The sequence below is a fragment of the Crenobacter sp. CS_VA4 genome (assembly GCF_055597485.1).
Genome location: NZ_JBVMAE010000001.1, coordinates 195,257 through 210,862 on the forward strand (window position 1 = coordinate 195,257; position 15,606 = coordinate 210,862).

At 66.3% G+C, this 15,606-nt stretch carries 14 protein-coding genes, 1 other RNA gene and 1 pseudogene; 10 read left to right on the forward strand and 6 right to left on the reverse strand.

Translation table 11 applies throughout. The features are described from left to right. Positions 1–147: 147 nt before the first annotated feature. The 3 genes from ACZ2IA_RS00955 to ACZ2IA_RS00965 all read left to right on the forward strand — a co-directional run bounded on the left by ACZ2IA_RS00955 (position 148) and on the right by ACZ2IA_RS00965 (position 3,693). Positions 148–918: a DeoR family transcriptional regulator gene (locus tag ACZ2IA_RS00955; RefSeq protein WP_470290680.1), complete on the forward strand. Its 771-nt coding sequence runs from the start codon at positions 148–150 to the stop codon at positions 916–918. 175 nt (positions 919–1,093) lie between these two features. Beyond that, positions 1,094–3,031 (forward strand): ribonuclease catalytic domain-containing protein, encoded by a 1,938-nt coding sequence (locus ACZ2IA_RS00960; RefSeq protein ID WP_470290681.1) that lies wholly within the window; start codon positions 1,094–1,096, stop codon positions 3,029–3,031. A 326-nt stretch (positions 3,032–3,357) separates the two neighbouring features. Further along, positions 3,358–3,693 carry a hypothetical protein gene (locus ACZ2IA_RS00965; RefSeq protein ID WP_470290682.1) on the forward strand — a complete coding sequence of 112 codons (336 nt, stop codon included), beginning with the start codon at positions 3,358–3,360 and terminating at the stop codon, positions 3,691–3,693. 227 nt (positions 3,694–3,920) lie between these two features. Here ACZ2IA_RS00965 and ACZ2IA_RS00970 read toward each other — a convergent pair. The 3 genes and pseudogenes from ACZ2IA_RS00970 to edd all read right to left on the reverse strand — a co-directional run. Beyond that, positions 3,921–4,100, reverse strand: a pseudogene (locus ACZ2IA_RS00970) (ATP-binding protein); the annotation flags it as partial. A 1,055-nt stretch (positions 4,101–5,155) separates the two neighbouring features. Continuing rightward, positions 5,156–5,788, reverse strand: a complete 633-nt coding sequence (gene eda, locus ACZ2IA_RS00975; protein WP_470290683.1) for a bifunctional 4-hydroxy-2-oxoglutarate aldolase/2-dehydro-3-deoxy-phosphogluconate aldolase — start codon at positions 5,786–5,788, stop codon at positions 5,156–5,158. Between the two features lie 5 nt (positions 5,789–5,793). Next, entirely contained in the window at positions 5,794–7,638 is a 1,845-nt protein-coding gene (gene edd, locus ACZ2IA_RS00980) for a phosphogluconate dehydratase (protein WP_470290684.1), read from the reverse strand. Between the two features lie 228 nt (positions 7,639–7,866). Here edd and zwf point away from each other — a divergent pair, with 228 nt between their 5' ends. From zwf to ACZ2IA_RS01010, 6 genes are all read left to right on the forward strand, one after another. Continuing rightward, on the forward strand, positions 7,867–9,324 hold the full coding sequence (zwf, locus tag ACZ2IA_RS00985; protein ID WP_470290685.1) for a glucose-6-phosphate dehydrogenase: 1,458 nt from the start codon (positions 7,867–7,869) through the stop codon (positions 9,322–9,324). Positions 9,325–9,344: 20 nt separating this feature from the next. Next, positions 9,345–10,016: a 6-phosphogluconolactonase gene (gene pgl / locus ACZ2IA_RS00990; protein WP_470290686.1), complete on the forward strand. Its 672-nt coding sequence runs from the start codon at positions 9,345–9,347 to the stop codon at positions 10,014–10,016. Positions 10,017–10,054: 38 nt separating this feature from the next. Then, entirely contained in the window at positions 10,055–10,918 is an 864-nt protein-coding gene (gene hexR / locus ACZ2IA_RS00995) for a transcriptional regulator HexR (protein ID WP_470290839.1), read from the forward strand. Beyond that, the gene (pgi, locus tag ACZ2IA_RS01000) at positions 10,915–12,564 is read left to right on the forward strand and encodes a glucose-6-phosphate isomerase (RefSeq protein ID WP_470290687.1); all 1,650 of its coding nucleotides are present in this window, start codon (positions 10,915–10,917) and stop codon (positions 12,562–12,564) included. The genes hexR and pgi overlap by 4 nt, the downstream gene beginning before the upstream one ends. Positions 12,565–12,655: 91 nt before the next feature. Further along, positions 12,656–12,731, forward strand: a non-coding RNA gene (locus ACZ2IA_RS01005) — sX9 sRNA. Positions 12,732–12,790: 59 nt separating this feature from the next. Beyond that, positions 12,791–13,243: a YehS family protein gene (locus ACZ2IA_RS01010; protein ID WP_470290688.1), complete on the forward strand. Its 453-nt coding sequence runs from the start codon at positions 12,791–12,793 to the stop codon at positions 13,241–13,243. 552 nt (positions 13,244–13,795) lie between these two features. On the opposite strand, the gene ACZ2IA_RS01015 is transcribed toward ACZ2IA_RS01010, so the two are convergent. Further along, on the reverse strand, positions 13,796–14,116 hold the full coding sequence (locus ACZ2IA_RS01015; RefSeq protein WP_470290689.1) for an MGMT family protein: 321 nt from the start codon (positions 14,114–14,116) through the stop codon (positions 13,796–13,798). Further along, positions 14,116–14,766, reverse strand: a complete 651-nt coding sequence (locus tag ACZ2IA_RS01020; protein ID WP_470290690.1) for an MBL fold metallo-hydrolase — start codon at positions 14,764–14,766, stop codon at positions 14,116–14,118. Before ACZ2IA_RS01020 ends, ACZ2IA_RS01015 begins: the two co-directional genes overlap by 1 nt. Positions 14,767–14,919: 153 nt before the next feature. Here ACZ2IA_RS01020 and ACZ2IA_RS01025 point away from each other — a divergent pair, with 153 nt between their 5' ends. Further along, positions 14,920–15,273: a DUF4352 domain-containing protein gene (locus ACZ2IA_RS01025; protein ID WP_470290691.1), complete on the forward strand. Its 354-nt coding sequence runs from the start codon at positions 14,920–14,922 to the stop codon at positions 15,271–15,273. 40 nt (positions 15,274–15,313) lie between these two features. Here the strand turns inward: ACZ2IA_RS01025 and ACZ2IA_RS01030 are convergent, their stop codons facing one another. Then, entirely contained in the window at positions 15,314–15,571 is a 258-nt protein-coding gene (locus ACZ2IA_RS01030) for a GIY-YIG nuclease family protein (protein WP_470290692.1), read from the reverse strand. Positions 15,572–15,606: the final 35 nt, after the last annotated feature.

Genomic DNA, 15,606 nt, shown 5'->3' on the forward strand with positions numbered 1-15,606 from the left:
GGTAGTGCCTTGGTCAATAGCCAGGATCAGAGCGTCCATCAAAATCGCCCTTTGTGTATCGAAATTGAAGAAAGCACGCGCCCGGATTTGCTCACGTCGCAACAACTATGTTAAAGACAGTGACGTAATTTTCGCTTTCGAACCATCATGAGCCGATCCCCTCGACACGATAGAATCCTGCAGCTGGTCCGCGACAACGGCTTCATGCCGATCGAAGAACTGGCCCGGCTGCTGGACGTCACCCCGCAGACCATCCGCCGCGACATCAACCAGCTGTGCGAGGCCAACCTGCTGCGTCGCTACCACGGCGGCGCCGCGCTCGGCAGCAGCGTGGAAAACGAGGACTACTTCGCGCGCAAGGGGAAGTTCCAGAGCGAAAAAGCGCATATCGCCGACATGATCGCCGAGAGCATCCCCGACCACGCCTCGCTGTTCATGAGCATCGGCACCACGATCGAGGCGGTGGCGCTGGCGCTGACCAACACCCACAAGGGGCTGCGCGTCATCACCAACAACATCCACGTCGCGTCGATCATGTCGGCCAACCCGGACTTTACCGTGCTGATCACCTCGGGCACGGTCCGCGCCTCGGACGGCGGCGTCACCGGCGTCGCCACGCTCGACTTCATCAACCAGTTCAAGGTCGACTACGCGATCCTCGGCATCTCCGGCATCGAGCCGGACGGCTCGCTGCTCGACTTCGACTACCGCGAAGTGCGCGTCGCGCAGGCGATGATGGTCAACGCGCGGCACCGTTACCTGGCCGCCGACCACAGCAAGTTCGGCCGCAACGCGCTGGTGCGGATGGGCCACATCAGCGAGTTCCACTCGGTGTTCACCGACAACGAGCCGCCCGAGCCGCTGAAGAAGCTGCTCAACGAACACAACGTCAAGCTGTTCCTGGCCGCCCCGCTGTAAGCGCCGGTCCGACCCGAGCCGCCGCTCGCCTCGTCCAGGAGGGGAGCGGCGGCTTTGTCATTGGCACGCGCTACCGGCGGCACCGGCCCGGCCACCCGTCGTCGGGCGGCTGCCGGGCAGGGCCGCTGCGCTGTTATAATCGCCCCCTTCCAGCTCCACACTGTTAGCGCGCGCAATGAATATTTTTTACGAGGAAAGCGGTGCCTTCAAGGTCGGCACCGTGGTGACCAAGAACGACGCCTCGTTGCAGGTCGACACCCTGCACGGCAAGCGCGCCAAGATCAAAGCCGCCAACGTGATGATCGAATTCACCAGCGCACTGGCCGAGTTCCTGCCGGCCGCCGAGGCGCAGGCCGACGAGATCGACGTCGACTTCCTCTGGGAAGTGTGCGGCGACGACGAGTTCGACTTCGACAGCATCGCCAGCGAGTACTTCGGCCATAAGCCGAACGCCATCGAGGGCGCCGCGACGCTGATCGCGATCTACCGCACGCCGATGTACTTCTACAAGAAGGGCAAGGGCCGCTTCAAGGCCGCGCCGGAAGAGTCCTTGCGCGCGGCGCTCGCCGGCATCGAGAAGAAGAAACGCGAACAGGAACAGATCGACGCCTGGGTCGCAGAGATGGTCGCGGGGCAGCTGCCGGATGCGATCAAGAGCCAGCTGATGACGCTGTTGCACCGCCCGGACAAGCAGACGCTCGAATTTAAGGCCTTCGACGCCGCCTGCCAGAAGAAGGCGCTGTCGCCGCTGAAGCTCGCCGCCGCGCTCGGCGGCATCCCGTCGGTGCCGGACTACCTGCTCGCCGGCTTCCTGATGGAGCACTTCCCGAAAGGGCGCGGCTTCGGCCCACTGCCGGTGCCGACGCCGTCCGACGACCTGCCGACCGCCGACGTCGCCGCGTTCTCGATCGACGACGCCGCCACCACCGAGATCGACGACGCGCTGTCGGTGAGCGACCTGCCCAACGGCAACAAGCGCGTCGGCATCCACATCGCCGCGCCGACGCTCGGCATCGCCACTGGCTCCGAGATCGAGCGGGTGGTGTTCCAGCGCCTGTCGACCGTGTACTTCCCGGGCGACAAGATCACCATGCTGCCGGACGAGCTGGTGCAGGCGTTCACGCTGCAGGAAGGCGAAGCCTGCCCGGCGCTGAGCTTGTACGTCGAGGTGACACCTCAGTTCGAACCGGTCGGCTATGAAAACCGCATCGAGAAGGTGCGCATCGCCGCCAACCTGCGCCACGACCAGCTCGAGCAGGTGTTCAACGAACAAACGTTGGCCGAAGCCGGCTTCGGCCCGGACTATGCGTTCAAGCATGAACTGGTCTGGCTGTGGCAGTTCGCGGTGGCGCGCGAGAAATTCCGCGGCAAGCACGACCCGAGCCGCCCGGTGCAGAGCGACTACAACTTCGCCGTGATCGACGGCAAGGTACAGATCACCACCCGCAAGCGCGGCGCGCCGATGGACAAACTGGTGTCCGAGCTGATGATCCTCGCCAACAGCGAGTGGGGCCGCATGCTGGCCGAAGCCGGCATCCCGGCGCTGTATCGCGCGCAGACGATGGGCAAGGTGCGGATGACCACCAAGGCCGAGCCGCACGTCGGCCTGGGGGTCGCGCAGTACGCGTGGAGCACCTCGCCGCTGCGTCGCGCCGCCGACTTCGTCAACCAGCGCCAGCTGACCGCGATGATCCGCGGCGAGACGCCGCAGTTCGAGCAGGGCGACGCGATGCTGTTCGCGGTGCTGCGCGACTTCGACGCGGCGTACAGCGCGTATCTGGGCTTCCAGGACCGGCTGGAGTACTTCTGGTGCCTGCGCTGGTTCACCCAGGAAGGCGTCAGCGAGATCACCGCCAACTTCATCAAGGAAGACCTGCTGCGCCTGAACGGCCTGCCGATGCGGGTACGCGTGCCGGGTCTGCCGACGCTGGCGCCGGGCGACACGGTACGGCTCGGTGTGATGCGGATCGACGAGCTGGAGCTGACGATCGAGTTCCGCTTCCTGGGGCTGGAGGGTCATCAGGACCTGGCCGAGGAGAGCGCGGACGAGGTGGGTGCCGGGGGCGTGGTCGAGGTGGAAGCGGTCAGCGAGAGCGCGTTGCAGGCGGGGTAAGCTGCGTTACACTGTTTGGAAGAAGCCGGCCGAGGGGTCGGCTTTTTTGTTGGCTCTGTTCGCGTTACGTGTTGATTTCGTCAATACTCAAGTAGGACAAGGAGCGCGACGATGCGGGCGGAATAGTGCAAGCGAATGCTCAAGTGGGCCGGTCAACTCACAACAGAGCAGCTCGACGACCTTTTCCGGCGGCTAGAGAAGCGACGAGCTGCCATGTTCTCCTAACCGGGTGCCGGATGCGGCTCGCGGCACGGCCTGCTGCCGCCAGTGCGGCAGCCTGAATGTCGTTAAGAACGGCCATGCTCATGGCTTGCAAGGAGATGAATGTGAAGAAGATTGCATTGGTTCTAGCATGCATGATTCAGCCAAGCTTCGCGATCGAGCCTTTTCAGGCAGCACCCGTTGAGCCTTACCAGAGCGAGACCATCAAGGCGGATCCCCCCGCCCCGCCCCCCCATCTTTTTACACAGCAGGAAATGCAACGGATGTCGGATAACGATGTCCGTGCCGGGCGCACCGCTAAGAACAAGAAGCATGGTCGTGGTAAAGGCGGCAATGCCGCCAATAACTGCGCACCCAACTGTGGGTATGACTACAGCAAAGGGGAGAGCGCTCCGACGATCTACAGTCCATATCACAACTACAGTCCATATGGCAATTGATCACACAAAACAGACACCATGGCCGACATCAAGGCAGACCCGCTGATTGTTCAGCCGGAGTAGGTCACCCCAAAAGCACCCACCGGCTCACGACCGGTGCCAGTGCGGCAGAGTCGCGGTCAGATTGCACAGGCCCCTGTTGTCAACGCCGGTTGAAATCTGACCCACTTTGGCCGTAAATCGCAGAGTAAATTTGCCCCACCCAGGCACTCTGGGGTGGCCGTCACTTTCTTGACCGTCCCCGCTTTTCGCTTATCTTTCCGCCGGTAGCTTTCATCGCTCATGCTCACATATGGGCATGATGCATGCAGTCGATCCAGCATCGCCGCCGTCAGCGTGGCATCGTCAGCAAAGGTGCTACCGTACTGACTGAATAGCAGATTCGACGACAGAGTCAGCGAGCTTTTTGTTGACTGGCCGGGGGGCGGAGTCTTGGGTTCTACTTAGGCAACGTTAGCGGGACTGGCAGCTTTGTCGGTCTCGCCCGACTGGCGAGGTACTTTCTTTTGTCTCGCCAAAAGAAAGTACCCAAAGAAAATGCGACCCCGATGCGCTGGCCTTCGGCTTCCCTCGCACCTGCCCAAGCGGCCAGGCGCCGCCGAACTCGCGGGCGGCTAACGTCCGCCCGCTCGAACAAGCGGCGGCTTAAAACCTGGCCGCTTGACGATCGCTCGGCAGCGCAAAGGGGGATGGGCAGGATGATTGTGGCGGCAATGGATTTGGAAGAAGCCACTGAACGGCTTCCGGTTACTTGAAGGTTGGCCGAAGCCGACCACTATCCGGTGGATCACGCATCAGGCTCTTTCGGCCAACCTTGCGGCTTATCCACAGCAGCCATCCATTCAGTGGCTTTATCCACACCCACCTCCTACTCCAAAACAACCCACTGATTTTCCAAGCCAATTCACGACGGCCACCTACCACTGCCAATTCCCCTTCGACGCCGCCGAGGACGGCACGGCCAACGGGGGGATGTCGGCGAGCACTGTCCGAGTGCCGACGCAGTCGGCGCGAGTTGCGCAGCCGCCCGTTGGCCGTGGCGCCCGCAGGGCAGCCCGCGTAGCGGGCCGGCGTCGTGGGGTCGCCTTTTCTTTGGGTTCTTTCTTTTGGCGAGACAAAAGAAAGAACCTCGCCAGTCGGGCGAGACCGACAAAACCACCGCCCCCGCCAACGTTGGCAGAAACGCACTACCAGATGGCGGCGCAAGTCGCCTCCGCCATCCTAACAAGCCTGAGAAAACAGGCTCCCACAACCTTTCGGCCAACCTTCTGATCGTTCCGTAATCACCCACACGGAGGCCCTCAGCAACACCCCCGACACTCCTACCCCACTACAACGTTGGCCGAGCAAGACTCATCCGATTCGGCCAACCTCCCTACCCCACCAGACAAAAAAAGAGGGCGACACATGGTCGCCCTTGGGAGAGAAATGCAACAAAAAACACAAGGAGAAATCGTTTCGCTCAGCGCTCGCGCAATGCCCGCGCGCCGCGCGCCAATTCGGTGATCCGCGCCCAGTCGCGCGCCGCGATCGCGTCGTCCGGCGTCAGCCAGGAGCCACCCACCGCCAGCACATTCGGCAGCGCCAGGTAGTCGCCGGCGTTCTTTTCGCTGATGCCGCCGGTCGGGCAGAAACGCAGCTCGGACAGCGGACCGGCCAGCGATTTGAGCAGCTTCACGCCGCCGACCGCCTCGGCCGGGAACAGTTTCTGGATCAGGAAGCCCTCGTCGGCGGCGCGCATCGCCTCGGACGGGGTGGCGATGCCGGGGATGAACGGCACGGCGCTCGAGCGCGCCGCCGCGGCTAGCTCGCCGGTCAGGCCCGGGCTGACGCCGAACTGCGCGCCCGCTTCCAGCGCCGCTTCCCACTGCGCGCGGGTGCGCACCGTGCCGGCGCCGACGATCGCGTCGGGCACCTCCTCGCGCAGCCGGCTGATCGCGGCGAGCGCGCCCTTGGTGCGCAGCGTCACTTCCAGCACGCGGATGCCGCCGTCGACCAGCGCGCGGCCGAGTTCCGGCGCCAGGCCGGGGTCGGACAGCACGATCACCGGCATCACCGGGCCGTCTTGCAAGAGGGAAAGCGCGTCGATCGTCATCGTCATCAATCCTTGTTGGGGTGCCACAGCGGGTGGCGGAAACTCATCGCGCCGGCCTCGGCGCGGTCGGCGGTGTGGCGGAAACCGGCGAACAGCTCGCGGCCGACGCCGAAGTCGTTGCCGGACAGGTCGGCCGAAGCCAGCGGGCGGGCCGCCCACTCGGCCGCGTCGACCAGCACGTCGAGCGTGCCGGCGTCGGCGTCGAGGCGCAGCGGGTCGCCGTCGCGCAGCTTGGCGATCGCGCCGCCGTCGAGCGCCTCGGGGCTGACGTGGATCGCCGCCGGCACCTTGCCGGACGCGCCGGACATCCGGCCGTCGGTGACCAGCGCCACCTTGAAGCCACGGCCCATCAGCACCGCCAGGGTCGGGGTCAGCTTGTGCAGCTCGGGCATGCCGTTGGCGCGCGGGCCCTGGAAGCGGATCACCGCGATGAAGTCGCGCTCCAGCTCGCCGCGCTTGAACGCGTCGAGCAAGGCGTCCTGGCTGTCGAACACCAGCGCCGGTGCTTCGACCAGCCGGTGTTCCGGCTTCACCGCCGACACCTTGATCACCGCGCGACCCAGCGGCCCGGTGATGAGCTTCAGTCCGCCGTCGGCCGAGAACGGCTGCGACGCCGGACGCAGCACGTCCAGGTCGCCGGACACCGCCGGTGCCGGGCGCCAAGCGAGCTGGCCGTTGTCGAGCCACGGTTCATTCGTATAGTGCGTCAGTCCCTTGCCCGCGACGGTGTTGACGTCGTCGTGCAGCAGACCCGCGGACAACAGCTCGCGGATCACGAAACCGATGCCGCCGGCGGCGTGAAAATGGTTCACGTCGGCGCCACCGTTGGGATAGACGCGTGCCAGCAACGGCACGACGCTCGACAGCTCGTCAAAATCGTCCCATGAGATGTCGAGGCCGGCCGCGCGGGCGATCGCGACCAGGTGCAGGGTGTGGTTGGTCGAGCCGCCGGTGGCCAAGAGGCCGACGATGCCGTTGACGATGGCTTTCTCGTCGATCACGTGGCCGACCGGGGTCGGCGTGTCACCTTGGTTGGAAATCTGTACCGCACGCCGCGCAGCGGCGCGGGTCAGCGCCTCGCGCAGCGGCGTGTTCGGGTTGACGAAGGCAGTGCCCGGCAGGTGCAGGCCCATGATCTCCATCAGCATCTGGTTGGAGTTGGCGGTGCCGTAGAAGGTGCAGGTGCCCGGACCGTGGTAGCTCTGCGACTCGGACTCGAGCAACTCGGCGCGGCCGACCTTGCCTTCGGCGTAGAGCTGGCGGATGTGCGCCTTCTCGTCGTTGGACATACCGGTGGTCATCGGCCCGGCCGGCACGAACAGCGCCGGCAGGTGGCCGAAGGTCAGCGCACCGATCATCAAGCCAGGCACGATCTTGTCGCAGACGCCTAGGTACAGCGCCGCGTCGAACATCTGGTGCGACAGCGCCACCGCCGTGCTCATCGCGATCACGTCGCGCGAGAACAGACTCAATTCCATGCCGGCCTGGCCCTGCGTCACGCCGTCGCACATCGCCGGCACGCCGCCGGCAAACTGCGCGGTGGCGCCGGCACGCAAGGCTTCGTCCTTGATCCAGGCCGGGAACGCCTCGAGCGGCTGGTGCGCCGACAGCATGTCGTTGTACGCGGACACGATCGCCAGGTTCGGACGCTCGACCGCCTTCAGGCGGAACTTGGCGTCGTCCGGCATCGCCGCGAACGCGTGCGCCTGGTTGGTACAGGAGAGCTGGCTGCGCTCGACCCGGCCATGCTTCTGCGCCGCGGCGACGTGCGCCAAATAGGCGGCGCGGGTCGGTAGGCTACGGGCGGCAATGCGGCGGGTGACCTCGGCAACGACAGGATGCAGCGGCATGGCAACGGTCCGGGCGGTAGAAAACGATACCCAGATGGTAGTTTTACTACAAACAAAATGCAAGCCGTACCGCCGCAAGCGCCCGGACGCCGTCGCAAAAACACCAAACAATTCGTGCGTTTAGCCCGCGGAATGCCGAATCGGCGCGGCACCCGCTAAACTGGCTGGACAAGCCCCCACGCTTTGGTAGTATTACTACATTACCACTACCTGCCACGGAGACCCGGCGTGAACCCTACCCCCGCATTCGACATGGTGCTGTTCGGCGGCACCGGCGACCTGGTGATGCGCAAACTGCTGCCGGCGCTCTATCAGGCGCACGCCGCCGGTTCGCTGAACACCGACGGCCGCCTGCTGGCGCTCGGCCGCAAGGACTGGTCGCGTGAGCAATACCTCGGCTTCGTCGAGGAGCACGCGCGGGTTCACATCAAGGAATACTTCGACGCCGGCCAGTGGCAGCACTTCTGCGAGCGGATCGACTATTTCCGCCTCGATGCGTCCGACGCCGCCGGCTACCCCGGCCTGGCCGAAAAGCTCGCCGGCCATCCGCAGCGGGTGGTGGTCTGTTACCTCGCCACCGCGCCCGACCTGTTCGCGGGCATCTGCGAGAACCTGGCCGCGGTCGACCTGAACGACAAGCATGTGCGCGTGGTGCTGGAGAAGCCGCTCGGCCACGACCTCGACTCGTCGAACGCGATCAACGACGCGGTAGCGAAACACTTCGCCGAGGACCAGCTGTACCGGATCGACCACTATCTCGGCAAGGAGTCGGTGCAGAACCTGCTGGCGATCCGCTTCGGCAACGCGCTGTTCGAACCGTTGTGGCGGCGCGAATGGGTGCGCGACGTGCAGATCACCATCGCCGAGGACCTCGGCGTCGAGAGCCGCGGCGACTTCTACGACAACACCGGGGCGCTCAGGGACATGGTGCAGAACCACCTGCTGCAATTGCTCTGCTTCGTGGCGATGGAGCCGCCGGCCAGCCTCGACGCCGACGCGATCCGCGACGAGAAGCTCAAGGTGGTCAAGTCGCTGCGGCCGTTCAGCACCGACGACGTCGCCAACAAGACGGTACGCGGCCAGTACAAGGCCGGCGCGGTGAGCGGACGGCCGGTGAAGGGCTACCTGGAAGAGGACCACATCCCGCCGTCCAGCCGTACCGAGACCTTCGTCGCGATCAAGGCCGAGATCGACAACTGGCGCTGGGCCGGCGTGCCGTTCTTCCTGCGCACCGGCAAGCGGCTGCAGGAACGGGTCGCCGAGATCGTGATCAATTTCCGCGACGTGCCGCACAAGCTGGTGCCGGGCCCCTCCGGCCTTTCGGCCAACCAGCTGGTGATCCGCCTGCAACCGGAGGAGAGCATCCGCCTGCACTTCATGGCCAAGGCGCCGGGCGACTCGCTGGTGCTGCAGCCGGCCTACCTGAACCTCGATTTCCACGAGATGTCGCGCTCGCGCCGCGCCGACGCCTACGAACGCCTGCTGCTCGACGTGATCCGCGGCCGCCTCGCTCTGTTCATGCGTCGCGACGAGCTGGTCGAGGCGTGGCGCTGGGTCGAGCCGATCATCGAAACCTGGGAGGCGGCGACCACGCCGCCCAAACAGTACACCGCCGGCAGCTGGGGCCCGGCCGCGTCGAGCGCGCTGTTGTCGCGCAACGGCGTCGCCTGGCACGAGGAAAGCTGACACTAACCGACAGGACCCCTATGAGCGCCCACTGGCAGACTTTCGACACCCCCGCCGCGCAGGCCGCCGCCTTAGCCGCCGCGATCGCCGGCTGGCTGCAGGCCGCGATCGACCGCGACGGCGCCGCCGCGCTGGCTGTGTCCGGCGGCCGATCGCCGATCGCCTTGTTCACCGCGCTGTCCGGCGCCGACCTCGACTGGTCACGCGTCACCGTGACGCTGGTCGACGAGCGCGTGGTGCCGGCCGAGCACCCGGACAGCAACGCCCGGCTGGTGCGCGAACACCTGCTGGCGGGCAAAGCCGCCGCGGCGCGTTTCGTCCCCTTCGTCACCGACCCGGCCGACCCGGCCGCCGACATCGAGCGTCTCGAGCGCGAACTGCCTGAACTCACCGTCGCGGTGCTCGGCATGGGCGAGGACGGCCACACCGCGTCCTTGTTCCCCGACGCGGAAGGGTTGGCCGAAGGGCTCGACCCGGCGAGCCCTAATAAGGTGATCGCGATCACGCCGCCTGCCGCACCACACCGCCGGCTGACGCTGACGCTGGCCGCGCTGGCCGCCGCCGAGACGCGGCTCCTGGCGATCAACGGTGCGGGCAAACGCGCCATCGCCACGATCGCCGAAGCGGACGTGCAACGCTACCCGGTCGGCGCCTTGCTCGCGCTGCCGCTCACCGTGTACTGGTCGCCATGAGCAGCCATCCCGACACCCCGTCGATGGAAGCCGGCAACCTGCTCGAGCGGGTGCGCCAGGAGCTGCCGGCCCTGTCGGCCGCCGAGCGCAAGGTCGCCGAGCTGGTGCTGGCGCAGCCGTACACGGTGATGCAGGAGGCGGTCGGCGAGATCGCCCGACGCGCCGGCGTCAGCCAGCCGACCGTGATCCGCTTCTGCCGCTCGCTCGGCCTTTCCGGCCTGTCCGACTTCAAGCTCAAGCTCGCCGCCAGCCTGATGCCGGGCGTGCCCTATGTGCACGCCGCAGTGCGCCCCGACGACGCGATGCACGACATCGCCGCCAAGGTGTTCGACAACACCGTCGCCGCGCTGATCGCCTGCCGCAACCAGGTCGAGCCGGTCGCGGTCGAGGCAGCGGTCGAGGTGCTGAACAAGGCGCGCCGGGTCGAGTTCTACGGCCTCGGCAACTCCGGTATCACCGCCGCCGACGCGCAGCACAAGTTCTTCCGCTTCGGCCTGCCGACCGTGTCGTACAACGACCCGCACGTGCAGGCGATGGCGGCGACCTTGCTCGGCGAAGGCGACGTGGTGGTGGCGATCTCCAACACCGGCCGCACCGTCGACCTGATCGAGGCGGTGGCGCTGGCGCACGCCAACGGCGCGACGGTGATCGCGATCACCAAGCCGCACTCGCCGTTGGCCGAACACGCCGACCTGGTGCTGGCCGCCGATGTGCCCGAGGACGCCGACACCTACAGCCCGATGCTGTCGCGCCTGGTGCACCTGGTGCTGATCGACGTGCTGGCGGTCGGCGTCGCCCTAAAGCGCGGCCCGGCGCTGATCCCGCAGCTGGAAAGAGTCAAACGCAGCCTGACCCGCAAGCGGCTGCGCCAACCACCCCTGAGCGATCGAGGAGAATCATGAGCCTGCTCACCGAGCTACCCGCCTGGAAGGCGCTGTGGGACCACTTCGCCGCGGCGAAGGACGTGCACATGCGCGAATTGTTCGCCACCGACCCGGGCCGCGCCGAGCGCTACTCGCTGGAGGTGGACGGGCTGTTTCTCGACTACTCGAAGAACCGCATCGCCGACGACACGCTGGCGCTCTTGATGGAGCTGGCGCACCAGGTCGGCCTGCCGGCCAAGATCAAGGCGATGTTCAAGGGCGAGAAGCTCAACACCACCGAGAACCGCGCCGCGCTGCACATCGCCTTGCGCAACCGCACCAACGCGCCGATCCGCGTCGACGGCGTCGACGTGATGCCGCAGGTCAACTCGGTGCTGGAGCGGATGACCCGCTTCGCGCACTCGGTGCGCTCGGGCGAGTGGCTCGGCTACACCAACCAGCCGATCACCGACATCGTCAGCATCGGCATCGGCGGCTCGGATCTCGGCCCCCTGATGGTCTGTAGCGCACTCAAACCGTACGGCCACCCGCGCCTGAACATGCACTTCGTCTCCAACGTCGACGGCGCGCAGCTGAAAGAGACGCTGAAGCGGGTGCACTCTGAGACCACGCTGTTCGTGGTCGAATCGAAGACCTTCACCACGCAGGAGACGCTGACCAACGCGATCACCGCGCGCGAATGGTTCCTGGCGCGCTCGCGCGACGAGAAGGCGGTCGCCAAGCACTTCGTCGCGGTGTCGACCAATAAGCAGGCGGTCGCCGACTTCGGCATCGACCCGGCGAATATGTTCGAGTTCTGGGACTGGGTCGGCGGCCGCTACAGCCTGTGGTCGGCGATCGGCCTGCCGATCATGCTGTACCTGGGCGAGGAGAACTTCACCGAGCTGTTGAACGGCGCGCACAGCATGGACCAGCACTTCAAGAGCGCACCGCTCGAGGCGAACATGCCGGTGCTGTTGGCGATGGTCGGCATCTGGTACATCAACTTCTACGGCGGCGGCTCGCACGTGATCGCGCCGTACGACCAGTACCTGCACCGGCTGCCGGCGTTCATTCAGCAGCTCGACATGGAGAGCAACGGCAAGCAGGTGATGCTCGACGGCAGCCCGGTCGACTTCGAGACCGCGCCGATCATCTGGGGCGAGACCGGCATCAACGGCCAGCACGCGTTCTTCCAGCTCTTGCACCAGGGCACGCACATCTCGCCGATCGACCTGATCGCGTCGCTGGAGAACCGCTCCAGCCTGCCCGGCCACCACGAGATCCTGCTCGCCAACGTGTTCGCGCAGGCCGAGGCGTTCATGCGCGGCAAGACCGCCGACGAGGTGCGCGAGGAGTTGGCCGAACAGGGCCTGTCCGGCGACGCGCTGGAGGCGCTGGTGCCGCACAAGGTGTTCGGCGGCAACCGGCCGACCAACACGCTGTTGATGTCGCGACTCGACCCGCGCAACCTCGGCTCGCTGATCGCGCTCTACGAGCACAAGATCTTCGTGCAGGGGGTGATCTGGCACATCAACTCGTTCGACCAGTGGGGGGTGGAACTGGGCAAGCAGCTGGCCAAGACCATCCACGCCGAGCTGACCGGCAAGCTGACGGAGGCGCCGCACGACAGCTCGACCGCGCGGCTAATCCAGTTGTATCGCCAGGCGAACGGCCGCGGCTGAGAATCCGTCCTCAAAGCTACTGCGCAGGCGTAATCTCGGGTTGGGCGGTCGGCGTGCGTATTTGTAATACGCTCAGCGATCGGGAATCCTCATGTACTCCATGTACATTCCGGTTCCTGCGCTCCGTCCGCCCCGAGCTGACGCCCGCTCGCGACGCGTTGAGAACCGATTCTGAGGTGCGATTCACGCTATCATCCGCCCCGACCCATTCCAGGCCCTAGCTACCATGACCAATAACGACATCCTGCGCAGCCTGCGCTACCTGCTCGACAGCAGCGAGACCAAGATGGTCGAGGTGATCGCCCTCGCCGGACAAGAAGTCGACCGCGAGGCGCTGGCCGCCTACCTCAAGAAGGACGACGAGGAGGGCTTTCGCGACTGCCCGGCCGCCGTGTTGTCCGCCTACCTCGACGGCCTGATCGTCGAGCGGCGCGGCCCGAGCGACCGCCAGCCGCCGCTCGAACCGATGTCGCACAACCTAGTGCTGAAGAAACTGCGCGTCGCGTTCGAACTGAAGGAAGACGACGTGATCGAGACGCTGAAGCTGGCCAACTTCCGGGTCTCCAAGCCCGAGCTGTCGGCGCTGTTCCGTAGCCCGGACCACAAGAACTACCGGCCCTGCGGCGACCAGTTCCTGCGCAACTTCCTGAAGGGGCTGACGCTGCGGCTGCGCGGCTGACTGCCCGCCGAGATAGCCGGCCCCGACCGGCTCTGCTTTTCATGTCGCATCGTGACTGGCGGCGCACCGGCCGCCGTCGCCGGTGAGCATCCGCACGGCGCCCTGATGAGCCCGGCACGTCGGCATTGCCCGAACCGTTCTGCCCGAGCCCGTCGGTTCCCCTCCTTCGCCGTCACGGCCCCGCCTTGCCGCGGGCCGCCTGAACTGTCCACGCCACCATCAGAAGCCCCAGGCTGCGATCCCCCACAGACCGGGCAGCCCTGTCGTCACCCATTCATCATTAATCAACAAAACAACAAAATACGGCTGCTTTCATAAATATTTGCTGAAAAATGACGGTGAGGATTATAGCTTTACGCTAAGATGATACCGATACACAGCGCCAGTGGAATCGGCGGTAACTGCACGGTTTCTTGTCAATCTCCATCCTTTTCGCCACCGCAATGCGGTGGCATTTTTTTTGGCGGGACCGACAAACAAAACGCCACCGCATCGCGGTGGCGTCGTCGATACAACGTTGGCCGAACGGCCCACGGGAAGCGGCGTGCCGCGTCAGTCGAAACGGCCGGCCGGCCAGCCGTAACGACGCAGGTCGACCCGGCCGCTGCCTTCCACCTCGACCCCTTCGGCGTCGAGCAGCAGCCGCTGGTAGTCGGCCCCCGGCGTGCCCGGCCGGGCGATCCGGCCACCGCTGCCGACCACCCGGTGCCACGGCACGATCGCCCCGTCCGGCAGATGGCCGAGCAGCCGGCCGACGTGGCGGGCGTGGCGCGGGTAGCCGGCCAGCTCGGCGAGGGTGCCGTAGGTGGTGACGTGGCCCGGCGGGACCCGAGCCAGCTGCGCCAGCACCGCGCGGTCAAAATCGGGCGACATCAGCGGTAGCGCGGGTCGGCGACGAAGGGGTTGTGGCGCTTCTCGGCGCCGATCGTGGTGAGCGGGCCGTGGCCGGGGATCACCGTGGTGTCGTCGGGCAACAGGAACAGCTTTAGCCGGATCGCGTCGAGCAGCTGCTGGTGGTTGCCCATCGGGAAGTCGGTGCGGCCGATCGAGCCCTGGAACAGCACGTCGCCGGCGACCAGCAGCCCGGCCGCGGCGCTGTAGAACACCACGTGGCCGGGGGTGTGACCCGGGCAGTGGATCACGCTCAGCGTCTCGTCGCCGACGCTGACCGTGTCGCCCTCTTCCAGCCAGCGGTCCGGCGTCAGCGCCTCGCTCCTCGGGAAGCCGAACATCTGTCCCTGCGTCGGCAGCTGGTCGAGCCAGAAGCTTTCGGCCGACTGCGGCCCCTCGATCGCGACGCCGAGTTCGGCGGCCAGCGCCGCCGCGCCGCCGGCGTGGTCGATGTGGCCGTGGGTGAGCAGCAGCTTCTCGACGGTCAGGCCCTGTGCGTCGACCCAGCCCTTGATGCGCGCGATGTCGCCGCCGGCGTCGACCACCGCGGCGCGGCGGGTGACGTCGCACCACAGCACCGAGCAGTTCTGCGCGAACGGGGTGACCGGGATCAGGTGGTAGTGCAGGCTCATGGCAAGGCTCCGGCAAATAAGCACAATTGTGGCACGCCGACCGGCCGTCACCAACCGTCACCCAAATCCCACACGAAGCGGCTGCCGTGCCGTGCCCGCTTGGTCGAAGATAGGCAGCCACCCTCCCCTGCCCACGCACCCAAGGATCCCCGCATGAAAGCCATGCTGCTCGCCGCCTGCCTGACTCTCGCTGCCGGCCTCGCCCACGCCGCGCCACCGACCGCCGTGCCGCTGAAGGTGCACATGCTGGAGACGCCGGAGCCGGGCCGGGTGGTCGCGCACATCGCGCTGACCAATACTTCCGCCCAGCCGCGTTCGCTCGACAAGCTGAAGCTGTACGGCCGCGACGACCTCGGCCGGCGGCTGACGCCGGGGCTGATGGACCGCGAACTGACCCGGGGTACGCTGGCGCCGGGCACCACGCTGAACGGTGCGGTCGGCTTCGAGCTGGAACGGGGGCGCCGGCTGGAGAGCGTCGAGATCACTGCCTGGCCGCCGGCGGGTTAAGCACCGTTGCAGGGCCGGACGCTGCCACGGCCGGCCCTGCCTATCGGGACTCGCCGTGGCGCGTGCAGAACGCGCGTTTCTCGGCGGCGGACAACTGCTTGAACGCGTATTCGGCCTTCAGCGCGTTCGAGCGGTCGGCAAACTCCACCGTCAGCAGCAACCGCTCGGGCGGGTTCAGCCGGGTGTAGCGCGCGCCCTTGCCGGCGGCGTGCGTCGCGTAGCGGCGCGCCACGTCGGTGCTGATGCCGGTATAGAGCCGGCCACCGGCGCATTCGATCACATACAGGAACCAGGGCATCGCGGGTCGGGAAAACTATCGTGGGCCCGCCATGC

Bases quoted from the DNA above. Each gene is read 5' to 3' on its own strand.
- ACZ2IA_RS00955 (WP_470290680.1), top strand. From the start codon at position 148: ATGAGCCGATCCCCTCGACACGATAGAATCCTGCAGCTGGTCCGCGAC.
- ACZ2IA_RS00960 (WP_470290681.1), top strand. From the start codon at position 1,094: ATGAATATTTTTTACGAGGAAAGCGGTGCCTTCAAGGTCGGCACCGTG.
- eda (WP_470290683.1), bottom strand. From the start codon at position 5,788: ATGACGATCGACGCGCTTTCCCTCTTGCAAGACGGCCCGGTGATGCCG.
- edd (WP_470290684.1), bottom strand. From the start codon at position 7,638: ATGCCGCTGCATCCTGTCGTTGCCGAGGTCACCCGCCGCATTGCCGCC.
- pgl (WP_470290686.1), top strand. From the start codon at position 9,345: ATGAGCGCCCACTGGCAGACTTTCGACACCCCCGCCGCGCAGGCCGCC.
- pgi (WP_470290687.1), top strand. From the start codon at position 10,915: ATGAGCCTGCTCACCGAGCTACCCGCCTGGAAGGCGCTGTGGGACCAC.
- ACZ2IA_RS01010 (WP_470290688.1), top strand. From the start codon at position 12,791: ATGACCAATAACGACATCCTGCGCAGCCTGCGCTACCTGCTCGACAGC.
- ACZ2IA_RS01015 (WP_470290689.1), bottom strand. From the start codon at position 14,116: ATGTCGCCCGATTTTGACCGCGCGGTGCTGGCGCAGCTGGCTCGGGTC.
- ACZ2IA_RS01020 (WP_470290690.1), bottom strand. From the start codon at position 14,766: ATGAGCCTGCACTACCACCTGATCCCGGTCACCCCGTTCGCGCAGAAC.
- ACZ2IA_RS01025 (WP_470290691.1), top strand. From the start codon at position 14,920: ATGAAAGCCATGCTGCTCGCCGCCTGCCTGACTCTCGCTGCCGGCCTC.
- ACZ2IA_RS01030 (WP_470290692.1), bottom strand. From the start codon at position 15,571: ATGCCCTGGTTCCTGTATGTGATCGAATGCGCCGGTGGCCGGCTCTAT.